17 protein-coding genes and 1 tRNA gene are annotated in these 21,754 nt (G+C 64.3%); 4 read left to right on the forward strand and 14 right to left on the reverse strand.

The genetic code is table 11. The annotated features are described in order from the left end of the window. Positions 1 to 4: 4 nt before the first annotated feature. The 7 genes from ACZ0AJ_RS15805 to ACZ0AJ_RS15835 form a co-directional block, all read right to left on the reverse strand. Positions 5 to 478: a hypothetical protein gene (locus tag ACZ0AJ_RS15805; RefSeq protein WP_499455420.1), complete on the reverse strand. Its 474-nt coding sequence runs from the start codon at positions 476 to 478 to the stop codon at positions 5 to 7. Then, complete coding sequence (locus tag ACZ0AJ_RS15810; protein ID WP_499455570.1) at positions 475 to 1,212, reverse strand: phosphatase PAP2 family protein; 738 nt, start codon at positions 1,210 to 1,212, stop codon at positions 475 to 477. Before ACZ0AJ_RS15810 ends, ACZ0AJ_RS15805 begins: the two co-directional genes overlap by 4 nt. Positions 1,213 to 1,240: 28 nt before the next feature. Continuing rightward, the gene (locus ACZ0AJ_RS15815) at positions 1,241 to 2,881 is read right to left on the reverse strand and encodes a phosphoethanolamine transferase (RefSeq protein WP_499455424.1); all 1,641 of its coding nucleotides are present in this window, start codon (positions 2,879 to 2,881) and stop codon (positions 1,241 to 1,243) included. Positions 2,882 to 2,967: 86 nt separating this feature from the next. Further along, entirely contained in the window at positions 2,968 to 4,209 is a 1,242-nt protein-coding gene (locus ACZ0AJ_RS15820; protein ID WP_499455571.1) for a sensor histidine kinase, read from the reverse strand. After that, on the reverse strand, positions 4,196 to 4,885 hold the full coding sequence (locus tag ACZ0AJ_RS15825) for a response regulator transcription factor (RefSeq protein WP_499455426.1): 690 nt from the start codon (positions 4,883 to 4,885) through the stop codon (positions 4,196 to 4,198). Before ACZ0AJ_RS15825 ends, ACZ0AJ_RS15820 begins: the two co-directional genes overlap by 14 nt. A gap of 54 nt (positions 4,886 to 4,939) precedes the next feature. Next, positions 4,940 to 6,946, reverse strand: a complete 2,007-nt coding sequence (locus ACZ0AJ_RS15830; protein ID WP_499455428.1) for an LTA synthase family protein — start codon at positions 6,944 to 6,946, stop codon at positions 4,940 to 4,942. 260 nt (positions 6,947 to 7,206) lie between these two features. Further along, entirely contained in the window at positions 7,207 to 7,854 is a 648-nt protein-coding gene (locus tag ACZ0AJ_RS15835) for an ElaB/YgaM/YqjD family protein (protein WP_499455430.1), read from the reverse strand. Between the two features lie 380 nt (positions 7,855 to 8,234). Between ACZ0AJ_RS15835 and ACZ0AJ_RS15840 the strand changes: the two genes are divergently transcribed. Then, positions 8,235 to 9,131: a cupin-like domain-containing protein gene (locus ACZ0AJ_RS15840; RefSeq protein ID WP_499455574.1), complete on the forward strand. Its 897-nt coding sequence runs from the start codon at positions 8,235 to 8,237 to the stop codon at positions 9,129 to 9,131. On the opposite strand, the gene ACZ0AJ_RS15845 is transcribed toward ACZ0AJ_RS15840, so the two are convergent. After that, complete coding sequence (locus tag ACZ0AJ_RS15845) at positions 9,128 to 11,053, reverse strand: metallophosphoesterase family protein (protein ID WP_499455433.1); 1,926 nt, start codon at positions 11,051 to 11,053, stop codon at positions 9,128 to 9,130. The genes ACZ0AJ_RS15840 and ACZ0AJ_RS15845 overlap by 4 nt on opposite strands. A 294-nt stretch (positions 11,054 to 11,347) precedes the next feature. Here ACZ0AJ_RS15845 and ACZ0AJ_RS15850 point away from each other — a divergent pair, with 294 nt between their 5' ends. After that, positions 11,348 to 12,535, forward strand: a complete 1,188-nt coding sequence (locus ACZ0AJ_RS15850; protein ID WP_499455434.1) for a DUF2325 domain-containing protein — start codon at positions 11,348 to 11,350, stop codon at positions 12,533 to 12,535. Between the two features lie 32 nt (positions 12,536 to 12,567). Here ACZ0AJ_RS15850 and ACZ0AJ_RS15855 read toward each other — a convergent pair whose 3' ends face one another. The 4 genes from ACZ0AJ_RS15855 to pepN form a co-directional block, all read right to left on the reverse strand. After that, the gene (locus ACZ0AJ_RS15855; RefSeq protein WP_499455435.1) at positions 12,568 to 14,589 is read right to left on the reverse strand and encodes a DUF4214 domain-containing protein; all 2,022 of its coding nucleotides are present in this window, start codon (positions 14,587 to 14,589) and stop codon (positions 12,568 to 12,570) included. Positions 14,590 to 14,768: 179 nt separating this feature from the next. Beyond that, positions 14,769 to 14,844 (reverse strand) — tRNA-Thr (locus tag ACZ0AJ_RS15860). A 161-nt stretch (positions 14,845 to 15,005) separates the two neighbouring features. Beyond that, positions 15,006 to 16,007: a class 1 fructose-bisphosphatase gene (locus tag ACZ0AJ_RS15865; protein ID WP_332533143.1), complete on the reverse strand. Its 1,002-nt coding sequence runs from the start codon at positions 16,005 to 16,007 to the stop codon at positions 15,006 to 15,008. Positions 16,008 to 16,034: 27 nt separating this feature from the next. Next, entirely contained in the window at positions 16,035 to 18,692 is a 2,658-nt protein-coding gene (pepN, locus tag ACZ0AJ_RS15870; protein ID WP_499455436.1) for an aminopeptidase N, read from the reverse strand. A gap of 188 nt (positions 18,693 to 18,880) precedes the next feature. On the opposite strand from pepN, the gene ACZ0AJ_RS15875 reads away from it, so the two are divergent. After that, positions 18,881 to 19,534 (forward strand): DUF4136 domain-containing protein, encoded by a 654-nt coding sequence (locus ACZ0AJ_RS15875; protein ID WP_499455437.1) that lies wholly within the window; start codon positions 18,881 to 18,883, stop codon positions 19,532 to 19,534. A 169-nt stretch (positions 19,535 to 19,703) separates the two neighbouring features. Here ACZ0AJ_RS15875 and ACZ0AJ_RS15880 read toward each other — a convergent pair whose 3' ends face one another. Next, on the reverse strand, positions 19,704 to 19,856 hold the full coding sequence (locus tag ACZ0AJ_RS15880) for a hypothetical protein (protein ID WP_499455439.1): 153 nt from the start codon (positions 19,854 to 19,856) through the stop codon (positions 19,704 to 19,706). Next, entirely contained in the window at positions 19,853 to 20,830 is a 978-nt protein-coding gene (locus ACZ0AJ_RS15885; RefSeq protein WP_499455440.1) for a quinone oxidoreductase family protein, read from the reverse strand. Before ACZ0AJ_RS15885 ends, ACZ0AJ_RS15880 begins: the two co-directional genes overlap by 4 nt. 187 nt (positions 20,831 to 21,017) lie before the next feature. Here ACZ0AJ_RS15885 and ACZ0AJ_RS15890 point away from each other — a divergent pair, with 187 nt between their 5' ends. Continuing rightward, entirely contained in the window at positions 21,018 to 21,743 is a 726-nt protein-coding gene (locus ACZ0AJ_RS15890; protein WP_183556443.1) for a YebC/PmpR family DNA-binding transcriptional regulator, read from the forward strand. The last annotated feature ends 11 nt before the right edge of the window (positions 21,744 to 21,754 follow it).

A 21,754-nucleotide genomic window follows, 5' to 3' on the forward strand; every position in this document is an offset into this window, starting at 1 on the left:
GCCTTCAGCGGGGTTCTTCGACGCCGGCAGCCTGCAGCAGCTGCCAGAGCGCGAAGACCTTCGCGCCATCGTTGGCCGGGCAGTGCCGCAACAGCGCTGCCCTGCTGCGTTCATCCATCGCATCGACAATCCGCCCGATCAGCGCCGCATCGTCGTCACCCACGATGGCGAGCGGATGCGCCCAGCGCGGGCGCCCCGGTTCGCGGCCGAACAGCCAGACCGGCAGCACGCCCAGCAACAGCAGCGGGCACACGACGGGAATCAGATAGGTCCACCAGGGCGACCACAGCGCACCGACCACGCCGGTCAGCGCCAGACTGGCCACGATGGTCGCGCCATATAACAGCGCGCCGCACCGCTCGAGCCAGTCCGGCGGATAGGCCCTTGCCAGCCGGTTCACGATGCCCTGCAGACGGACATGGTCGCCGCGTGACAGGGCACTCCGGGCAGGATCGACGACGGTGCGCAGCATGCTCATGATGGCCTGCCCTGCAAGGTGGCGATCAGCGCCACGACGATCGTGCACGCGATCCAGATCGACCACAGCGTATGCGTCATGAAATGCGCGCCGCGCAGTTGCTGCAGATAGCCGACCGTGGCACCGGCGCCGATCGCCAGCAAGGCGACGGCACGCGCCCGCGATGGCCGCGCCGGCAACCAGCAGACGGCCAGCGCCACCAGCCACAGGGCACTCGACGCGTGGCCGGCAGGCAGGCACTGGCCCGGCAGCGTGTCGGCCGGGAACGCACCGAACAGGCGCACATACGGCTGCTCGCCGCCATAGCGCACCAGGTCCCATGGACAATGCGATGCGCTCAGGTGTTTCAGGGTACTGGTCACGGCCGGCACCAGGATGGCGGACAGCGCAACGATGCGCAGCTGCACGCGGCCGAGTGCGCCCAGCGCGGCGCGGGGCCGCCAGGCGTCGACCAAGGCGTAGCCGACGATGCCCACGGCAAGCAGCATCAGGAACTGCTTGACGATCACATGGTTGAACGTGACGGTCAGCCACGTATCGCGCCAGGGAAAGACGCGGCGCTGTGCGTCGAACACGGCATCGGCCAGCACCAGGTCGAGATCCGTATAGCGGCCCAGCCACAGGATGGCCAGCGCGCCCGCCGCCAGCAGCATGGCCAGACGCCGCAGGACGTGCGCTGACAGCAGCGGCGCATGCAGCCCAGGCTCGGCCCGCATCTGATGAAGCTCACGCATCTCAAGCATCTCGCGCATTTCATGCATGTCACGCTCCCCGCACGCACGCATGGAACAGGTCCAGGCGCGGATTGAGCACGGCCGTGTTCACGTCGAGCATGCCAAGCACCGAGTGGAACACATTGTCATGCGACAGCGGTTCGTTACGCCGCGCCGCCAGGCAGCGCCGGTCGATGCGGAACCGCTCGCTGAAGCTGTCGGACATCCACAGCATCATCGGCACCTCGGTCTGTTCACGCGGCGCGAACATGTACGGCGCGCCGTGCAGATACACGTTGTTCTCGCCCAGCGACTCGCCATGGTCCGAGAAGTACAGCATGGCCGTATCGGCGTCCTGCGCGGCCGCGATCGCGCGCAAGCCGTCGATGGTCTTGCTCAGGAAGTAGTCGGTGTACAGGATCGTGTTGTCGTAGGCGGCCCGGATCGATTCGCGCGAGCACGTATCGAAGTCATTGCTCGCGCACACCGGACCGAAGCGGCCGAACCCTTGCGGGTAGCGGCTGGCATACGCCGGACCATGGCTGCCCTTCTGGTGCAGCACCACGACCAGGTCCTTGCTGCTGTTGGCGAGCAAGTCCGGCAAGCCATCGAGCAGGCGCTCGTCGTAGCATTCGTCGCCGCTGCAGTGCACGTTCTTGCCGTCGGGCCGCGACAGGTCCTCGTACCCGACGCGGTTGCACACGCCCTTGCAGCCCGAATTGTTATCGCGCCACAGCACGGCGAAACCCGCATGCGTCAGCACGTCCAGCAGGCCTTCCTGGCTCGCTGCTTTGGACTGGCTGTAATCGTTGCGGCCGAAGGCGGAAAACACGCACGGGACCGACACCGCAGTCGCCGTGCCACACGAACTGACACGCGAGAAATTGATCAAGCCAGCTTGCCGCTTCAGCAGCGGATTGGTGTCGCGCCCGTACCCATCGAGCGAAAAATTCGCTGCCCGCGCCGTCTCGCCCACGACGATCACCGTCAGCGTCTTGCGGTGATGGCCGGCCCAGGCGGCGCCCTTCACGGCATCGCGACCCAGCGGCGCGACCACGATCTGGGCGGCCCAGCGGCTGCGCAGATACCCATCCACGGCCTGGATGAAATTGGTGGGTGTGAGCAGGAAACGCAGTTCGCGGTGCTCGTGCAACGTCGGCGCCAGGCTCTTGAACAGCAGCGCCAGCAGGGCAAACGCCAGCAGCAGCGAGCCGCCCGCATTGCTGCTGCGCTTGAGCAGCCCTTTCACGCCACTGGGAAACTGGATATTGGCGCGCGCGATCCACAGCGATGGCAGCACGCCCAGCAAGCCGATCCTGGCGGCCATCTGCCAGCTGATCAGTTCGGTCGCTTCGCGGGTATCGGTCTCGAACACATTCTGGATCATCGCCTTGTCGATGACGATGCCGTACGCCGCGATGAAGTAGCCTGCCGCAGACGCCACCAGCACGAGGGCGATCAGCACCGGCTTGGCGAGGTAGCGAAAGCTGGCCAGCGTCAGGCAGGCATTGAAGAACAGGACGACAATCAGGAAGGTGCCGGCAAGCAGGGGCAGGCTGGCCAGCGATATGCCACCGGTCGCATGAACCAGCACCGTCCAGAACGTCACGTTGCCCAGGCTTGCCAGCAACAACGCCACGACCAGCACAAGCAGCGACGCATCGATCCGTCTTGTAAACAGTTTATCCATTTCACGCCCTTGTCAACATTGCAGCAACCATCGCTGCAGTGCTTCAAGGATAGAAAGGATGATGGCAAGCCACCGTCAACGCGGCGTTAGGATGGCGTGAACGTCACAGGAAAAACGATGGTGAAGCGGCTGCCGCCACTTGGGCGGTTTTCGTACACGAGCGACGCGCCCAGGTATTCGCAGATGCGCTTGACCAGCGACAGGCCCAGCCCGGTGCCGGCCGAGCCGCTCGACGGGATCGGGCGTGCGCCCTCGCCCAGCGTCTGCCGCACTGCCTCGGGCAAGCCGCGCCCCGTGTCTTCGACCGTGATGCGCCCAGGTTCGATGACGACCGTGACTTCGCCCTGCTCGGTGTACTGGCAGGCGTTACGAATCAGGTTGGCGATGGCTGACACGCACAGTTCGGCAGGCGCGCAAATGCGAAACGCGGCATCGCCGACACAGCGCAGCGTGACGGGCCGGCCGGTCACCATGGCCTGGTAGCGCTCGGTTTCGCGGCGCGCGATCTCGCCCACCGAGACGGGCGAGAACAGGGCGAGCTGGGGGGCGCGCGCCAGCACCAGCAGCACCGTCACGCATTCCGTCGCCTCCTGCGCCGCCCGGTAAATGCGCTGCGCCGGCGCCTGCACCGCCGGGCTCTTGCCGTTTTCGACGAGGATCTCGGCCGCGCCCATGATGACGGTCAGCGGCGTGCGCAGCTCGTGGCTGACGTCGCCGGTGAACAGGCGTTCACGGTCGAGGTATTCGCGCAACTCACGCGTGTGCGCGGCCAGCGCGCGCGCCAGGGTTCCCAGCTCGTCGCCCCGTTCGGTATGCGGCAAGGCAAAGGCGCCCTGCCCCACGGCGTCGGCCAGTTCGCGCAGCGGTGTGACGATGCGCCTGCTGACAAAGCGGCCAAGAAACAGCGCCAGCGTGACGAAGCCGGCAAAAAAGGCAGCGAACATCGAGTACACCAGGATCTCGATCTCTTCGTAGTCGCTTTCATGGTCGACCACCACATACGGCCCCCGTTCGTCGGCGCCGGCCAGCACATGCAGGCCAATGCCATCGACTTCGGCCTCGGACACGCCGGCCGGCAGCGCGCGCAGCGAGAGCGGAATATCGTCGCCCCGGTGAAAGCGCAGGCCGGCCGGCAGGTCGGCCGGCAACCCGGCGGCGGCCCTGGGGCGCGCCCATTTCTCGACTTCGGCCAGGCGCTCGTCGACCAGGTGGACTTCGATGCCCTCGACCACCAGCGCGGCCAGCACCGCGAAGAACAGCGACAGGACAACGCCGAACAGGATGAAGGCGCCGACGATGGGCCGGCTCAGTGAACTAGCCGGGCGCATCGGGCATCGCCAGTTTGTAGCCGACGCCGGCGATGGTATGGATCAGGGGTGAGGCAAATGGCTTGTCGACCGCCTGGCGCAGCGCGTGGATGTGTGTGCGCAGCGCATCGCTCTCGGGGCGGTCTTCGCCCCAGACCGCCTGCTCGAGCGCCTCGCGCGGCACGATGCGCGGGGCCGCCGCCATCAGGCAGCGCAGCAGGACGTACCCGGTCTTGGTCAGCACGATCCTGACGCCATCACGCGAAGCCTGTTGCTGGTCGGGATCGAACACGAGCGGACCGAAGCGCAGGACGCGGCTGAATGCATGCTGCCCACCGGCACGGCGCGCCAGCGCTTTCAGGCGCACGTCGAGTTCGACCAGGGAAAACGGCTTGACCAGGTAGTCGTCGGCGCCGCTGTCGAAGCCCTGCACCTTGTCCTGCAGGCTGTCGCGCGCCGTCAGCATCAGCACCGGCGTCGCGCTGGACAACTCGGTGCGCAGCTTCTGGCACAGCTCCAGGCCGTTCAGGCCCGGCAGCATGACGTCGAGGATGATGACGTCGTAATTGTTTTCGGACGCCAGCGCCAGGCCGCCATAGCCGTTGCGCGCCGAATCGACGGCGTAGCCCTTCGGCTCCAGGAACCCGTACAGGTTGGCCAGGATGTCCGGGTTGTCTTCGACGATGAGGATGCGCATGCTGGTCATTGTAAGATGAAACCCGGGCTAGAAGCCGGGGTGAATCCGGTCCGCTCAGCGCGGGCGATAGCGCTGCTCGCGGTACAGGATCGACGGCAGGATCACGTGCGCCATCGCCTTGTCGACCTGCGCCTGGGTCGGGCTGCCGCTGCCCGGGCTGAAATGCCCGCTGGTGGCATCGTACTGCCCTGCCAGCGGCGATTGTCCGGGCCGCAGCACGGTGGCCGAGGCGCCTTCGAGGTAGGCAAAATAATCGTTGAACTGGATCAGCGCGCGGCCCGGCGTCGTGCTGTCTTTCGCGAGGTCGCGCCCGATCATCGGGTGCGTGCTCGACACACCCAGCAGCGACAGCAGCGTCGGCGCCAGGTCGATCTGGCTGGCGATGGTCGCAATGCGCTTGGGCTCGATGTCCGCGCCCAGGATCAGGCCGGGGATGTGGAATTTCTTGATCGGCACGAGGCTGTCGCCATACACGCGGTTGTCGTGGTCGGCCACGATCAGGAACACCGTGTCTTTCCAGTAGGCCTGCTGTTTGGCTGCGCGGATGAACTTGCCCAGCGCGTAGTCGGCATACTTGACGGCGTTGTTGACGGTCTGCTTGTCGCCGTCATGCAGCGCGATTTTACCGTCCGGGAATTCGAACGGCTCGTGGTTCGACGACGTGAAGATCAGGCTGAAGAACGGCTTGTTCGCGGCGTGCAGGGTGTTCAGGCGTTCGAGCGACTTGTCGAACAGGTCTTCATCCGATGCGCCCCAGCTGGCGACGAAGGTCGGTTTCATGTCGCCGATGTCGACGATCTTCTGGAAGCCGTTGCCGGTGAAGAAGCTGCGCATATTGTCGAAATGCGCTTCGCCGCCGTAGACGAATTCGGTGTGGTAGCCCTGGTCGCCCAGGCCGGCCGCCAGCGTATAGAAATTCTGCTGCGACAGCGACAGCTTGACCGTGCTGCGCGCGGGCGTGGGCGCATAACCGGCGACCACTGCCTCGATGCCGCGCACCGAGCGGGTGCCGGTGGCGTACAACTGCTCGAACCACCAGCCCTCGCCCTTGAGTTTTTCGAGCTCCGGCGTGACGGCCAGCCCGCCCAGCGACTCGACGAACGTCGCGCCCAGGCTTTCCTGCAGCACGATGACAAGATTCAGTGGCTTGGCGCGGGTGACGGCCGCGCTCTGGTAGTGCCGCGTCGGCTGCTCAGGGTTGGCGAACTGATAATCGCGCAGCCATGGCGCCGCCTTCACTTCGGCAAACACCTTCGCGCGCGGGAAGTCGCCATAGATGTCCGACGACTTGGCCTCGTTGTCCATCGAGCGCATCGCGTCGAGTACCGACCATGCCGAATTGATGACGAGCGAATTGACCATCGCATCGCCCGTCAGCGCGAACATGGCCGGATTGGCAGGCCGGTGACCGGTGGTCGAGCGGATCTGCATGAACACGAGCAGGCACAGGACCGGCCATACCAGCAGCATCCTGCGGCCCGGCCACATCGGGGTGCTGGCAGAGGCGCCTTTCAGCAGGCGCACCAGCGCGACACCCACGAGCACGGTGACCGCGCAGCCCAGCAACACCGCCGTGCGGAAACCGTGCCACAGCGTGGAAAAGACTTCCCGTGGATTGTTCAGGTATTCGATGAACAGGCGATTGGGGCGCACGTCGTACTGCATGATGAATTGCGGCGACGCGACTTCCATGAACAGGATGAAGATCAAGGCCAGCATCGTCCAGCCCAGCGTGAAGCGTTGCCACAGGCGGGCCGTACGGCGATGCGCCAGCAAGGGCGCGGCCAGCAATGGAATGGCCAGGCAGTAGCCAAGCAGAATCAGGTCGGCGCGCACGCCCTGCACGATGATGTCCAGCACGGCGCCGGTGGCATGCACGCGCTCCCATTGCCAGGCCAGCATGGCCAAACGAAAGCCCGAGAGCAGCACGAGGCCGATGAGCAGCATCTGAACCAGCGGTGCGAAGGGGCCGGCGATACGTGTGCTGCGTGCCAGCCAGGAAGATGCAGGGCGTGTCGGGGCAGTGGCCGCCCGGTGCAGGTAGAGCTCGTCAGTCTTCATGAATCCGTCGGATGGGCCGGGCCATGCGCTGCCCGACGATGAATCGATCACGCGGACCTGGATCCAACGCGCCTTCTGATGCGGTATGGATGCTAGATTGCCCACCGTCATCGTCACGTTAATCAGACGTTAAGAAAGCGTTAAAGCTCAGAATGAAAAAAGCCCGGCCAGCAGATGCTGGTCGGGCTTTCGATCGGCACATCGATGATGCGCCAGAATCAATCCACAGTACGAGACCGTGGAATTAATTGCGTGTGGAATTAATCGCGGTACGAGTTGTAGTCTTTGCGGTAGTCGTTGCGATAATCGTCACGATAGTCGCTACGGTCGCTCGAGCCACCCAGCAGCTTGGCCAGAATGAAGCCGACGCCGACTGCAGCCAGCAGTGCGCTGCCTGGGTTGTTCTTGACGTATTCCTTGCCCTGAGCCGACAGGTCCGAGTACTTCTCGGTGATCTGGGTCGAACGGTCGCCGAATTTTTCTTGCGCGGTGCTGATCAGGCCAGTGACCTTTTCGACGCCTGCGTGTGCTTTCGAAGCGATGTTGTCGACGACTGGCTGAGCGGCTTGCGCTGCCTTGTCGATGGCGCCGTGTGCTTTCTCAGGCGTGATCGACGACATTGCTGCCTTGATGCTACCAGCGGCGTTTGCTGCGGTGTCGCTGATCGACGATGCGGCCGACGAAGCCGACGAGGTCGATGGCGTCGATGGCGTCGATGGGGTCGACGACGAACCGGTGGTCGAACCCGACGTGTTGCCGGCGCCGGTGCTGGCGCTGCTGCCGCTGTTGCCCAGACCGCTGTTGCCGGTCACGGTGCTCGTGCCCAGCGAACCGGTGCCCGAACCTGGGTTCGAACCTGCGTTGGTTGCGTTGATGCCTTTACCTTCGGTAGACTTTTGATTATCCATGATGTAACCCTCATAAAATAGTGATCAACGCGGAGTAGAACGAAATTCGACTAGCACCACATCTTTGATTGAATAAGTCCGATACAACAAGCGGGAACGATCTTGTACTGCGCTACATCAACATCGATTTGACTCGGCGTCTCTGTACATTTTCTTAGCGTCCCATCCCAGTTGGCCACCTTGCGGCAACTTTCCGAGTCGCAGTATCGGATTCACTGCGTCGCGATACAAAAAATACAATGGGCACCCTGCGCAGACCGTGCGCTGACTAACAGAACCATCACATCGGTTCATAAAGCGGTCATTTTGGGTGATTTAGGCGCACTTTACGGCAGCTGGCGGTACCATACGCCCCCTTATCACAGACAGGAACGCCTGACATGGCAGTACAGAAGGACCCGCGCGCCGCGCGCCTGCCGCCGCTGCGGCGCACGGACGTGACGCAGGCAGAACAGGACGCGGCAGCGCGCGCGCAGCGCGATGCGCAGGTGCGCGGCGTCGACTCGATCCCGGCCATGCGCGAGGCGATCAAGGAAGCGGCGCGGGCGCTGCCCCCGTTCACGCACGTGCCACGCCTCGCGCGCCTCGATGCGGCGGCATTCCGCACGCATGCGCTGGCCGGCATGCCGTTTCTGGTGACGGACGTGGTCGGGCGCTGGCCGATCGTGCAACTGGACATCGCCACCCTGCGCGCGCAGTACGGCCACCTGCCCGTGCGTGCGCGCGTGGGCGACTACGTGCACACCGCCTTCGCGCCGGACCGGGCCATGCAGGACATGCTGCTGCGCGACTATCTGGATCTGTCCACGCCGGTCGAATCGGGGTTGCCGCCGTACGTGGGCAACCTGGCGCTGCGCGAACTGAACCGGCTGTGCCACTGGCCGGCCTACTTCGACAAGATGGGCCCGCCCCGCTTCTGGATTGGCCCGGCGCGCACGATTACGCCGCTGCACTGCGACTACGACGACAATATCTTCGCCCAGATCCGCGGCGTGAAGCGCATCTTCCTGGCCCCGCCCCATCACGATGGGTTCTTGTATACGCGGGAAGCCAATCCGCTGCTGTTCGGCTCGCCCGTTGACCCGGAAGCGCCGGATTTCGAGCGTTTTCCGCTGGCACGCCAGGCGGCGCTGGTGGAAGTGATCGTCCGGCCGGGCGACATGCTGTATGTGCCGGCCGGCTGGTACCACCAGGTACGGGCGCTGGAGTTTTCGCTGTCGTCGAACCGCTGGGCGCGCGGGTTGCCGCTGGCGCTAGCGGACCGGCAGCCCGGCTAGGCGGCCTTCTTCGGCCGTTCGACTGCGGGCTCGGCCGCCTTTTCCTCGCCCAGCTTCAAAAACTGCGTGGAAGGCCGGCCATCGGCATTGTGCTGCACGATGCGCTCGGGCCGGCCCTTCGCATCGAGCCAGACCTGGCCGATGCCGGAGCCGTTCCACAGGCGCTCGCCGTGCTTGCGCTGGTCGGGCAGGTGCGGTGTGATCGACATCGCGCGCCGCTTGGTGAACCAGTTCAGCGGCGAGCGCGGCGAATACAGCCAGCGATTGAGGCGATCGAGCCAGTTGAGCAGGTCTTCGGGGAATTCGTTCTTGAAGCCGCTGCTGGTGATCTGCCAGATGTGCGGCGGCCGGGTGTCGTCGCGCACCTCGACGTCGTAAGCGAACGAATAGTGCACGTCGCCCGACAGGATCACGTAGTTGCCCGGTGTGCGCGAGTGACGGAAGATATTCAGCAGGCTGCGGGCCGCGCCGCGGTGCGCCATCCAGTTTTCGGCGTCGACGGTCAGTGCCTGGCCCATCAGCGTGGCAATCTTCTGCACCACCTCGATCAGCTTCACGCCGAACATCGGCGCCGCCGAGACGATCACCGCCGCCGTCTCATCGATCAGCTCATGCTGGAATTCGGTCAGCGACTCCCAGTCCATCAGGCCGGACGGATGGCTCGGGCGGCGCTGGTTGCGCCAGCGCCGCGTACGGGTGTCGAGCACGATGACAGCCGGCTGCGTGCGCAGCATGTAATCCCACTGGCGGAACGTCAGCAGCCGCTCGATCAGCGCGCCATGCGGTTCGGGTTCGAGGCGATTCTGGGAATCCGGCCTGGCGGCCATCGCGGACATGTCGTCCAGCACCTCGCCGAAGACGTCAGGCCGGTTGCCCCAGCCCTGGCACAGCATGTAGGCCACCAGCGCATTGCCCATGATGCGGCGCGAGAACGGATGGCCGTAGGCGGTCTTTTCCCACTTGTACGACAGGTTCCAGTCATCGGTGACGTCGTGGTCGTCGAAGATCATCAAGGTCTGCACGTGCGCCATCAGGCGCGCGGCGCGCGGCAACTCGTCGCAGAAGCCGTGAATGATGCCGGCTTCCTCGTGCCAGCGCTCCTGGTGCTTGGGGTCGAGCTCGGGCATCGCGATCTCGCCAATCACCTGCCATGGCACCGGCGACCAGACCAGCAGGTACATCGCCAGCACTTCGCCCAGCGTCATCAGGTGGTTGTCAGCGTTGGCCGTGGTGAAGATCGGCTTTTCCACGCCGCCGAAGAACTTCTCGCGCAGCGCCTCGCTCGACTTATGGGCCGGCAGCAGGCGCTGGCGGCCATAGTAGCCGTCGGGATGGGCGTACAACTCGTCGCTGTCGGCGACGATGGCGCCTTCGACGCATTCGCCGAACAGGCCCAGACGCTCGATCAGCGCGTGGGTCGCGCCCAGCATCGGGCCGGCCACATCGTCGGCATAGACCTGGTCGCCGGCCAGCAGCAGCATCGACGGCCGCTCGCCAGCCTGATCCACGTGCCCGGCAATCAGATCGTCACCCCGTGCCAGGCCGTCGCGCGACGGGTGATGCGGCTTGCGGCACGAGCCATACAGGATGTTGTCGGAGCGGCTGCGCAGCACCATGTTCGGCATCGCGGCGCCGTTGTGCACCAGATGCGGCGCCCACGCCGCGATGCCCTGTTCGACGCCTTCGACATCCGTCAGCAACAGGTCGTAATCGATCAGCGTGTCCTGCGGCAGCGGCTCAGGCAGCGTGACATCGATAAAGTGAATGTGCGCATCGCGCCCGATCGGAATGATGCGGCACGAGGCTTCATCGATCACGAGTCGCTGCTGATCGCCGCCACGCGGTTCCAGCACCAGGGTGAAGGACAACGGCGTGCTGCCGACCAGCCAAAGGACGAGACGGCCAGGTTCGAGGCGGCGCAACAGAGGACCGACGAGGACGGATGGAAGGCCGTTGGGGGTGTGTATGTGGATCACGCGGACGACGGCTGGCTGTGAAAAAAGTCGGGTCAGTGTAACAGAGCCATCTGGAAATCAAAGTTGCTTTTCCATGCGCGCGGGTATGCATGATCACGTCAGATGCGTTATCGGAAATAGTAAAGGCGTTGTAAATTCTGCTTGCACGAAGCGCAGACTGCGATAGAATAAATGAGAATCATTATCATTTGATGGGGAGCACTGCTCTCCTCTGCCATTTTCCGTGCCAAAGGATTTGCCATGTGCGACAAACATGCTTCGACCGTACCCTGCTCCAACGATAACGCGCAGAGCTCGCGCCGGCGGCGCGTCTGGGAGTTGTCGCATGCGTCGCATTGTCCGCTGGTGGGCGTGGGGTTGCCGTTAAATGGCTTGCGCAAGCTGGTCGAGAAGGTGACCGGCGGGAAGGTGCTGCATGATGATTACGATATTCACGTCGGCACCGTCAGCGAATGCGCATTGCGCACGCCCGTGGCCGATGCGGTTCAGAAAGAGCTTGAACGTCGCTATGCGCAGCATATCCAGCGCTTCCGCACGGCCAAGACCACCGAGCAGGTCGAAGCCATGTGGGCAGCGGCGGTTGCGGCCGGCGATGTGGCTGGCGCATTCTGGGCCGGGCTGTCCCATCCCCGCTGCACGGTGGCGCTCGAAGAGAAAATGTGCCGCGATATCCACATGGTGCAACACCAGGCCGGCGCCTGCGCCCGCGCCGATCTCAACAAGTTCAATGCGATCGTTGCCGACAATTCCCGTCTCGAACGCGAAGTCGTCCGCCTGCAGGAACGGTGCAATGCGCTGGCGCACGAAAAAGCGCTCGATGCCGAGCGCCACGAGCAGCTTCTGATGACGGCGCGCGCCGCCACCATTGCCCGGGATGGCGATGTCGCGACCCTGCGCGCCGAGCTGGCACGCCTGCAAGCCAGCGTCCCCGACCTCGATACGCGCGAGCGCATGGCCGAACGCATCGCGCAACTGGAAGCGCGCGAGCAGGCCCTGCGTGCGCAGGTTGCTGAACTGAAGACATTGCGCCCCGCCGCACCCGATGCCGAAGCGGCTCCCGCACCGGCAGCGGAACCTGTTGCTGTCCCGGTTGCGATGCCGGTACGGCTGCACAACCGCGCCGTGCTGTGCGTCGGCGGGCGCAGCAGCAGCGTGCCGATCTACCGGACGATGATCGAGCGCGTCGGCGCCCAGTTCGCGCACCACGACGGCGGCCTGGAAGACAGCAGCAGCCAGCTCGATGCCAGCCTGGCCGCTGCCGACCTGGTGATTTGCCAGACCGGCTGCATCAGCCACAGTGCCTACTGGCGCGTGAAGGACCATTGCAAGCGCCATGGCAAGCGCTGCGTGTTCGTCGACAATCCGAGTGTGTCGAGCCTGGCGCGTAGTCTGCAGGAAGCGGCGACCGAAGAAACTCAGCCCGGCTGACGGCTACGCATCGACCGGCCAGCAGTGCAACGTCAGCCCAGGTCGATCGAGGTGCTGATCATCCCGACCAGCGCCGTCATCTCGGCCGAATCAGCAATTCCCAGCAGCAGGTCGCCACGACTCAGATCGTTATCGTCCATCAGCTTGATCCAGCCGGTGATCTCGTTCGCGCTGGCAATGCGTTCCAGGCCTGACTGGTACAGGTGTGCGATGAATTGGGCATCGGTCATGGTATCGATGCCGCCTTCAGCCACGTTCACGAACATGTCGGCGATCGCCGTGATCGTGCTCCCGCTCTCGAACGCGCCAATCCAGTAATTCAGGCCACCAGCATCCGGTGCGCGGTCAAACAGGGCGTCGTACATGCGCACCAGGCTGCCAATCTCGGTATCGACGATGTGGGTCGTGGCGCCGGCAGACCGCGCATACGACAGCATCCCGAATGAGTCGGCAAACTCCAGCAGAACCTCGGCACGCGTGTCGCCGTCACGCAGGCTGGCAAGCAGGCTATACAGCTCCTTGTAATTGCCCGAACGCTCGGCGCCATTCAGGTACAGGGATCTGCCGAAATCGTCGTACGTGAGTGCATCGTCGCCACCGTAGTTCTGCAGCAGGCTGGCAGCGATGTCCACCAGTGACGTCCCCGACGCATGCGCCGCTTCCCAGCCATCGAGTTCAACGCGCGTGGCGACCCGGTCTTCCAGTGCATCGATCATGCGGGTGATCGTGCCGCGTAACGACAGGTCTGCGCTCGCACCACGGAAGTTCAGCAGTTCCACATTGATCAGATGGTCAGTGCCATCGTCCCCGGACCGTGCACTGACCACCATCTGGCCCTGCTCCACGCGGATCGTATAATCGGCCCGCGTGCCACTCAAGCGCGCCGTATCAAGGCCTGCGCCGCCATCGATCCAGTCGTTTCCGGCGCCCCCGGTCAGCTCGTCGTCGCCTGCGTCACCGTACAGGCGATCGTCGCCGGCGCCGCCATCGACCAGATCGTTTCCGCCGCCAGCGTGCACGATGTCATTGCCTTCGCCGGCATTCAGGCGCTGTACAGCGTCGTCGGCCACCAGGAACTGATTGCCCGCGCCGCCGCCATACTGAAAGCCCACGGTCATGGCGCCGGACAGCGCGGCAAAGCCGATGTGGTCGAGTTCGAACGTATGCGATCCAATACCGCGTGCATCGATAACGAGCGCAGTGACCGGATTGGCGCCGTCCTGCGGCGTACCGGCCAAGGCCATGCTGACAAAGGCCTTCCCCGTGCCAGGTGCGATCACCGGAACAATGGTTTGCAACAGCAGCGGGGTTGCAGGGGCGAGGCTTGCCAGAAAATCGGTGGCGCCGGCGATCAGCCCGGCCTGTGAGGCAGAACCGGCGGCGCTGTGCTGACCAATCTCGCGCAGCACCTCGTCCAGCGAGGCTGCGGCCGCCTGCGGCGCGGCGCTGCCGGACGCCATCAGGCCAACACCGTCGATATCAGCGGCACGCAACAGCACTGCCCCGCTGCTATCCCTGACGATAGCAATGCCATCGGACGGATTGGGGTTCGCTGGCGCGTCAGGCAGCGCCCTGGTCGGGATCGAGAGCAGCTGGCGCACCGTCCCATCGGCTTCGGTCACATAGCGCACCACGACTTCGCGCCGCTCGTCGAGCGTCGTCTGCGGCGCGGTGCCAGGGCGCTCGTCGACATCGCTCACCCACACCGTCAGCATCTGCGCAGCCGTGCCGGCCCATTCCTGGCGCGTGACTTCGACTTCGTAGGTATTGTTGCCGGCGCCATCCCCAAGGTCGCGCGGCATTTCGTAGTCGGGCGCGTCAATAAAGACCAGATGACCATTGGATGGATCGATCGAAAACAGCGCGGCGTCGCGGCCGCCGGTGATCGTATAGACATTCGGTGTGGGCAAAGGAACGGCAAACACGGTATCGATGGCCACGTCGCGCGCGTTCTCCATGACCTGGACGACGGGGCCGCCGGGATAAGAAAAGCGCGGGAGAAAGGGGCCGTCGTAGGGCGGGCTTGCGGTGCTCGATCCGGGTGTGGTTGCCATCATCGTTCCTCAAGGTGGTCTACCAGGAGTATAGCCACGCCAACCACCACACCATTCAGAAATTGAACACCCGATGCATTTCATGCACCGGGAATACAACTGCGTTATCTGAAATTTGTACGCAAGAAAAAAGGGTTACCGGCCGAAGCCTGTAACCCTTTGATCTGACTAACTAATTTTGGTGCCGCTGACCGGAATCGAACTGGTGACCTTCGCATTACGAATGCGCTGCTCTACCGACTGAGCTACAGCGGCGAAACCTGTGCTTCGCCTTCCATCGTGCCCGACAAACAAGCCGTCGCTCACGAAAGAGCCGTATTCTAGCAAACAAACTGGCAACCTTGCTAGTGTGTATCGCATCACTTTCGCAAGATTTCCGGTTTGCCTAATTTATACGCAGACGATCGTGCGCACCATCAGGCCGCGTGATAGCCCGTAACGACATCCACTTCTTCCTTCGAACCCAAAAACACCGGCACGCGCTGATGCAGCTTGGTCGGCTGGATATCGAGGATGCGGCCCTTGCCGTCGGTCGCCGCGCCGCCCGCCTGCTCGACGATCATCGCCATCGGATTGGCTTCGTACATCAGGCGCAGCTTGCCTGGCATGCTGGTGTCGCGCAGGTCGGCCGGGTACATGAAGACGCCGCCGCGGGTCAGGATGCGGTGCACGTCGGCCACCATCGAGGCGACCCAGCGCATATTGAAGTCCTTGCCGCGCGGGCCGGTGGAGCCTGCCAGCAGCTCGTCGACGTAACGCTGGACCGGTGGATGCCAGTGGCGCTGGTTCGACATATTGATCGCGAATTCCTTGGTCGCTGCCGGAATCTGCATATCGCTCTGGGTCAGCACCCACGAACCCTGCTCGCGGTCGAGCGTGAAGCAATGCACGCCGTTGCCGGTCGTGAGCACCAGCATCGTCTGCGGGCCGTACACGGCGTAACCGGCGGCCACCTGCGTGCTGCCGGCCTGCAGGAAGTCCTGCTCGGTCGGGTCCTGCATGCCTTCCGGCGCCTTGAGCACCGAGAAGATCGTGCCGATCGACACGTTGACGTCGATGTTCGACGAGCCGTCCAGCGGATCGAACAGCAGCAGGAATTCGCCTTTTGGATAGCGGCTCGGAATCTGGCGGATGGTTTCCATTTCTTCGGATGCCATCGCGGCCAGGTGGCCGCCCCACTCGTTGGCTTCGAGCAGGATCTCGTTGGAGATCACGTCGAGCTTTTTCTGCACTTCGCCCTGGATGTTTTCGGTGTCGGCACTGCCGAGCACTTCGCCCAGCGCGCCCTTGCTCACCGAATAGCTGATGCGCTTGCAGGCGCGGGCCACGACTTCGATCAGCAGGCGCAACTCCGCATTGATGCTCTGGTGCTGGCGTTGCTCTTCCACCAGGTACTGCGTCAGACTTACGCGTTTCATGGGTTCCTCAGGTTGTGTTGAATGTGTTTAGTTGGCCAGCGCCTTGCCGACGATCTCGCGCACGTCGTTCGACAGCTTGACCTGCCCCGCCACCTTCTGCAAGGCTTCGCGCATCTGCCACTGCAGGGCTGGCGCGTAACGGCGCCAGCGGTCCATGGCGCGCGCCAGGCGGCTGGCCACTTGCGGGTTCAGGGCGTCGAGTGCGATCACTTGTTCGGCCCAGAAGGCGTAGCCGCTGCCATCCGGCGCGTGGAACTGTACCGGATTGTTCACGCAGAACATCGCCACCAGGCTGCGCGCGCGGTTCGGGTTGCGCAGTGTGAAGGCCGGGTGCGTCATCAGGGCGCGCACGGCCGCCAGGTCGGTGGTCGGACTTGACGCCTGCATCGCGAACCACTTGTCCACGACCAGCGCCTCGTTCTGGAATTCGTCATAGAACACGGCCAGCGCGTCGGCCGCCTGCGGCACGCGCGCGGCGACCAGGGCAGAAAGCGCCGCGGCGCGGTCGGTCATGTTGTCGGCTTCATCGAACTGGCGCTGCGCCAGCGCGACGCTGGCGGCGTCCGGCGCGGCGTTCAAGTAGGCCAGCGCCAGGTTCTTCAGGGCGCGCTTGCCGGCCGAGGCGGCGTCCGGGCTGTAAGGGCCCGGCGTGGCGTTGGCTTCGTACTGGGCCAGCAACTCGCTGCGCAGGCGCGCACCGAGGTCGGCGCGCATGAACTGACGCGCGATGTGCACGGCCAGCGGATCGACGCACTCGAGCTGCTCGGCCACCATCGATTCGGAGGGCAGCGTCAGGCACTGCTCGCGGAAGGCCGGATCGAGCGTCTCGTCGACCAGGATCTTGCGCAGCGCCTCGATGAAGGTCTCGTCCAGGTTCAGGCTGGCGGCGGCATCGTCCTGCGCGCCCGCTTCACCGGTCAGCTTGAGCAGGCGTTCCATGGCCAGGCGCTGGCCCGCTTCCCAGCGGTTGACCGGATCGCTGTCATGACTGAACAGGTGCAGCAGGTCGGCATCGGTGTAGCCGCCCTGCAGGATGACCGGCGCCGAAAAGTCGCGCAGCACCGAGGCCACCGGTTGCCCGGTCACGCCCGTGAAGACGAAGGTTTGCTCGGCTTCGGTCAGTTCGAGCACGGCGGTGGTGCCGCGTTGCTGGCCGTCGACGACGAGGGGCATGTCGGCGCCGGCGGCGTCGAGCAGGCCAACGGCCACAGGAATGTGGAACGGCAGCTTTTCGGGCTGGCCGGGCGTGGCCGGGCACGACTGGAACAGCGTGAGCGTGTAGGTCTGCGCGGCTTCGTCCCAGCGGCCTTCGAAGCGCAGCACCGGCGTGCCGGCCTGGCTGTACCAGCGCTCGAACTGCCCCAGTTCACGGTCGTTGGCGTCGGCCATCGCGCGGCGGAAGTCGTCGCACTCGACGGCTTGCTCGTCATGGCGCGCAAAATACAGGTCCATGCCCTTGCGGAAACCATCAACGCCGAACAGCGTCTGGTACATGCGCACGACTTCGGCCCCTTTTTCGTACACCGTCACGGTGTAGAAATTGTTGATCTCGACAAACGAATCGGGCCGCACCGGGTGCGCCATCGGGCCGGCGTCTTCGGGGAACTGGGCCTGGCGCAGCGTGCGCACCTGGTCGATGCGGGTGACGGCGCGCCCGGTGGCGGTGCCGATCATGTCGGCCGTGAATTCCTGATCACGGAACACCGTCAGGCCTTCTTTCAGCGACAGCTGGAACCAGTCGCGGCACGTCACGCGGTTGCCGGTCCAGTTGTGGAAGTATTCGTGCGCTACCACCGCCTCGATACCCTGGAAGTCGATGTCGGTGGCCACGCGCGGGTTGGCCAGCACAAACTTGGTGTTGAAGATATTCAGGCCCTTGTTTTCCATCGCGCCCATGTTGAAGTCGCTCGTGGCGACGATCATGAAGCGGTCCAGGTCGAGTTCGAGCCCGTATTTTTCTTCGTCCCAGCGGATGCTGTGCTTGAGCGACTGCATCGCGTAGTCGGTCTTGTCCAGGTTGCCGTCCTCGACCCACACCTGCAGCAGCGCATCGCGCCCGTCGGCCAGGCGGAAGGTTTCTTCCTGGCAGACCAGTTGCGCAGCGACGAGGGCGAACAGGTACGACGGCTTCTTGAACGGGTCTTCCCACAATGCATAGTGGCGGCCATCGTCCAGGTCGCCTTCTTCGAGCAGGTTGCCGTTGGACAGCAGCACCGGATAGCGGGCCTTGTCGGCGCGCAGCATCACGGTGAATTTGGCCATCACGTCCGGACGGTCCGGGAAGAACGTGATGCGGCGGAAGCCCTCAGCCTCGCACTGCGTGAAGAAGTTGCCGTTGGACACATATAAACCGCTCAGCGTCGTGTTCTTGTCGGGTGCGCACAGCGATTCGATCTCGAGCACCACGTCGTCGGGCGCCGAGCGGATCGTCAGCAGGTTGTTGGCCAGCGTGTAGTCGCGCTTGCCCAGCAGCTTGCCATTCAGGCGCAGCGCCACCAGCTCGATGTCTTCGCCGTGCAGTTCGATGCCGCGCGTGGTGGCGGCCGGGTTGCGCCGCAGCGTCAGGCGGCTGGCCACGACGGTGCGGGCCGGGTCCAGGTCGAAGCCCAGTTCGACGGTATCCACCAGATAGCTGGGCGGGGTATAGTCCTTGCGGAAGATGGTCTGGGGCGTATCGGTGCGCATGGTGGGCTCGGGCTGACACAGTGGATGAGGGGCTTATTTTACCAACAAGCTTTTGGATCGCCGCCGACGAATTGCCATGTATCGCTTTGTAGGCACGGTAACCGGGTGTAAAAGTGGCTCCCCTGAATCTTAACAAGGGGTAATCTTGAAGATCGGGGAAAGACCGACAAGACAAACGGGAGATTTGCATGAAACGCTTCATCACCATCGCTCTGGGTACCGCGTTCGCGTTGCTGCTGGGCGGCTGCGCGACGAGCATCCGCAGCGATGTCACCACGTTCCACCAATGGCCGGCGCAGATTGCCGACAAGAGCTATGTGTTTGAAGTGCCGTCGCCGCAGGACGATACCCTCGAGTGGCGCAGCTACCAGGACCTGGTGCGCGGCCAGCTGGCGCGCCAGGGCTTCCGCGATGCCAACGGCGCCACGCCGGCGCTGACCGTGGCGATGCGGTTTACCACCACCGACGTGCCGGTGCGCGTGATCGAACCGTTGATGACGCCGTATTTCTATCCGAGCGCGCGCTTCGGTTACGGCGGCTACCGCGGCGGCTTCAACCGCCGCTACTGGGGCGGCTGGTACAGCCCGTTCTACGATCCGTTCTGGGGTCCGTATCCGTCGTACCAGACGTCGATCGAGCACCAGTACCGGCGCGAGCTGCAGGTGGCGATCAAGTCGTCGCGCGACGGCAAGCGCCTGTTTGAAGTGACCGTGCACAACACGAGCCGCAATATGTCGACACCCGAAGTCATGCCGGCGCTGGTGCAAAGCGCGTTCGAGGGCTTCCCCGGCCAGTCGGGCGTAGCGCGCCGTGTGGTGGTGACCAAGGAACCGGGCCGCTAAGCATCACAAACGTCGCATACCCCCCCCCACGTCATTCCCGCGCAGGCGGGAATCCAAGTACTGTTCGCGTTGTCGTGACGCGGGCGCCCTTGGATTCCCGCCTCCGCGGGAATGACGTTTTTGGGCTGCCTTAGACTCCCGCCTCTGCGGGAATGACGCTTTTGGGCCGCTAGCTGAAATACGCCTCCGACCCGAACGTGATGGCCACGACCAGCAGCAAGGCCAGCACCAGCACGATCAGCAGCCGCCCGAACTTCGGCGCGCCATCGCCCGTCGGCCCCGATGGCGGCGTGAACGGCGGCTCGTCCCGGGTATCCCTCATGGCAGCAGCACCGTCGAGCCGGTGGTGCGGCGCGACTCCAGCGCACGGTGCGCATCGGCCGCCTGCGCCAGCGGGAACGTCTGGTTGACGTTGATGGTCACCTTGCCGCTCGTGACCATCTCGAACAGCTCGGCCGACATCGCTTCGGCTTCCTGCTGATTGGTCATGTAGTCGAACAGGGTCGGGCGCGTGATGTACAGCGACCCGCGTTTGGACAATTCGCCAGGCGTGAACGGTTCCACGGCGCCGGACGCATTGCCGAAGCTGACCATCAGCCCGCGCCGCTGCAGGCAGTCGAGCGACGCGGCAAACGTGTCCTTGCCCACCGAGTCGTACACCACCGGCACGCCGGCCCCGCCCGTGATGTCTTTCACGCGCGCCACGATGTCTTCGTCGTTGTAGTTGATGACGTGCGCCGCGCCGTGCGCCAGCGCCAGCTCGCCCTTCTCTTTCGAACCAACGGTGCCGATCAGCTGCACGCCAAGGGCGCGGGCCCACTGGCAGGCGATCAGGCCCACGCCACCGGCCGCAGCGTGGAACAGGATCGTCTGACCGGCCTGCAGCGGGTAAGTCGAGCGAAACAGGTATTGCACCGTCAGGCCCTGCAGCATCATCGCCGCTGCCGTCTCGAACGAGATCGCGTCGGGCAGCTTGACGACGACCGCAGCCGGCATCACGCGCAGGTCGGCGTAGGCGCCGTTGGGGCCGCCAGCGTACGCGATACGGTCGCCCGGCTGGACATTGGTCACGCCCTCGCCCACCGCCTCGACCACGCCCGCGCCTTCCTTGCCCAGGCCGCCGGGCAGCGGCTGCGGGTACAGGCCGGTGCGAAAATAGACGTCGATGAAGTTCAGACCGATCGCGTGCTGGCGCAGCAGGATCTCGCCCGGGCCGGGCGCGCCCACGTCGACATCGACATACTCCATGACCTCGGGGCCGCCATTGGCGGCGATGCGGATTGCTTTGGCGTGCATGCAGTTCTCCTTTGTGTACGTCAAGAATACCGTATTCATGCTTGCTGGCGGCGAAAGCGCTGGCGCGCCAGACTGTTGTTTCCATGCCGATTCGCGCCCCCTGCTTGCGGGCCCTTGGACCTTTTTGCAAGGGGGCGCTATGCTAGAATGTCGGCCACTCTTGCATACCGTCTAAGGAATTCTCGACATGGCTGGACACAGCAAATGGGCCAATATCAAGCACAAAAAGGCCGCAACTGACGCCAAGCGCGGCAAGATCTGGACGCGCCTGATCAAGGAAATCACCGTCGCCGCGCGCATGGGCGGCAGCGACATCCCGTCCAATCCGCGCCTGCGCCTGGCAGTCGAGAAGGCGGCCGATGCGAATATGCCGAAAGATAACGTCACGCGCGCCATCCAGCGCGGTTCGGGCGAGCTCGAAGGCGTCAACTACGAAGAAGTGCGCTACGAAGGCTACGGCATCGGCGGCGCAGCGATCATCGTCGAGTGCCTGACCGACAACCGCGTGCGCACCGTGGCCGAAGTGCGCCACGCGTTCAGCAAGAACGGCGGCAATATGGGCACCGAAGGCTCGGTCGCGTTCATGTTCCAGCACACGGGCCAGTTCCTGTTCGCGCCGGGCGTCGACGAAGACAAGCTGATGGAAGCGGCGCTCGAAGCCGGCGCCGACGATGTCGCGGCCGACGACGAAGGCGGCTTCGAAGTGCTGTGCGATCCGCACGCCTTTGCGTCGGTGAAAGAAGCGCTCGAAGCGGCCGGCTTCAAGGCCGAAGTGGCCGAAGTCATCATGAAACCCGCCACCGAAACGGTGTTCACGGGCGACGACGCGATCAAGATGCAAAAGCTGCTCGATGCACTGGAAAACCTGGACGACGTTCAGGAAGTGTTCACCAACGCCGTGATCGACGAATAACCTGGTAGGCA

The sequence above is a fragment of the Telluria sp. AC161 genome (assembly GCF_979258535.1).

Bases quoted from the DNA above. Each gene is read 5' to 3' on its own strand.
- ACZ0AJ_RS15805 (WP_499455420.1), bottom strand. From the start codon at position 478: ATGAGCATGCTGCGCACCGTCGTCGATCCTGCCCGGAGTGCCCTGTCA.
- ACZ0AJ_RS15810 (WP_499455570.1), bottom strand. From the start codon at position 1,212: ATGCGTGAGCTTCATCAGATGCGGGCCGAGCCTGGGCTGCATGCGCCG.
- ACZ0AJ_RS15815 (WP_499455424.1), bottom strand. From the start codon at position 2,881: ATGGATAAACTGTTTACAAGACGGATCGATGCGTCGCTGCTTGTGCTG.
- ACZ0AJ_RS15820 (WP_499455571.1), bottom strand. From the start codon at position 4,209: ATGCGCCCGGCTAGTTCACTGAGCCGGCCCATCGTCGGCGCCTTCATC.
- ACZ0AJ_RS15825 (WP_499455426.1), bottom strand. From the start codon at position 4,885: ATGCGCATCCTCATCGTCGAAGACAACCCGGACATCCTGGCCAACCTG.
- ACZ0AJ_RS15830 (WP_499455428.1), bottom strand. From the start codon at position 6,946: ATGAAGACTGACGAGCTCTACCTGCACCGGGCGGCCACTGCCCCGACA.
- ACZ0AJ_RS15835 (WP_499455430.1), bottom strand. From the start codon at position 7,854: ATGGATAATCAAAAGTCTACCGAAGGTAAAGGCATCAACGCAACCAAC.
- ACZ0AJ_RS15840 (WP_499455574.1), top strand. From the start codon at position 8,235: ATGGCAGTACAGAAGGACCCGCGCGCCGCGCGCCTGCCGCCGCTGCGG.
- ACZ0AJ_RS15850 (WP_499455434.1), top strand. From the start codon at position 11,348: ATGTGCGACAAACATGCTTCGACCGTACCCTGCTCCAACGATAACGCG.
- ACZ0AJ_RS15855 (WP_499455435.1), bottom strand. From the start codon at position 14,589: ATGGCAACCACACCCGGATCGAGCACCGCAAGCCCGCCCTACGACGGC.
- ACZ0AJ_RS15865 (WP_332533143.1), bottom strand. From the start codon at position 16,007: ATGAAACGCGTAAGTCTGACGCAGTACCTGGTGGAAGAGCAACGCCAG.
- pepN (WP_499455436.1), bottom strand. From the start codon at position 18,692: ATGCGCACCGATACGCCCCAGACCATCTTCCGCAAGGACTATACCCCG.
- ACZ0AJ_RS15875 (WP_499455437.1), top strand. From the start codon at position 18,881: ATGAAACGCTTCATCACCATCGCTCTGGGTACCGCGTTCGCGTTGCTG.
- ACZ0AJ_RS15880 (WP_499455439.1), bottom strand. From the start codon at position 19,856: ATGAGGGATACCCGGGACGAGCCGCCGTTCACGCCGCCATCGGGGCCG.
- ACZ0AJ_RS15885 (WP_499455440.1), bottom strand. From the start codon at position 20,830: ATGCACGCCAAAGCAATCCGCATCGCCGCCAATGGCGGCCCCGAGGTC.
- ACZ0AJ_RS15890 (WP_183556443.1), top strand. From the start codon at position 21,018: ATGGCTGGACACAGCAAATGGGCCAATATCAAGCACAAAAAGGCCGCA.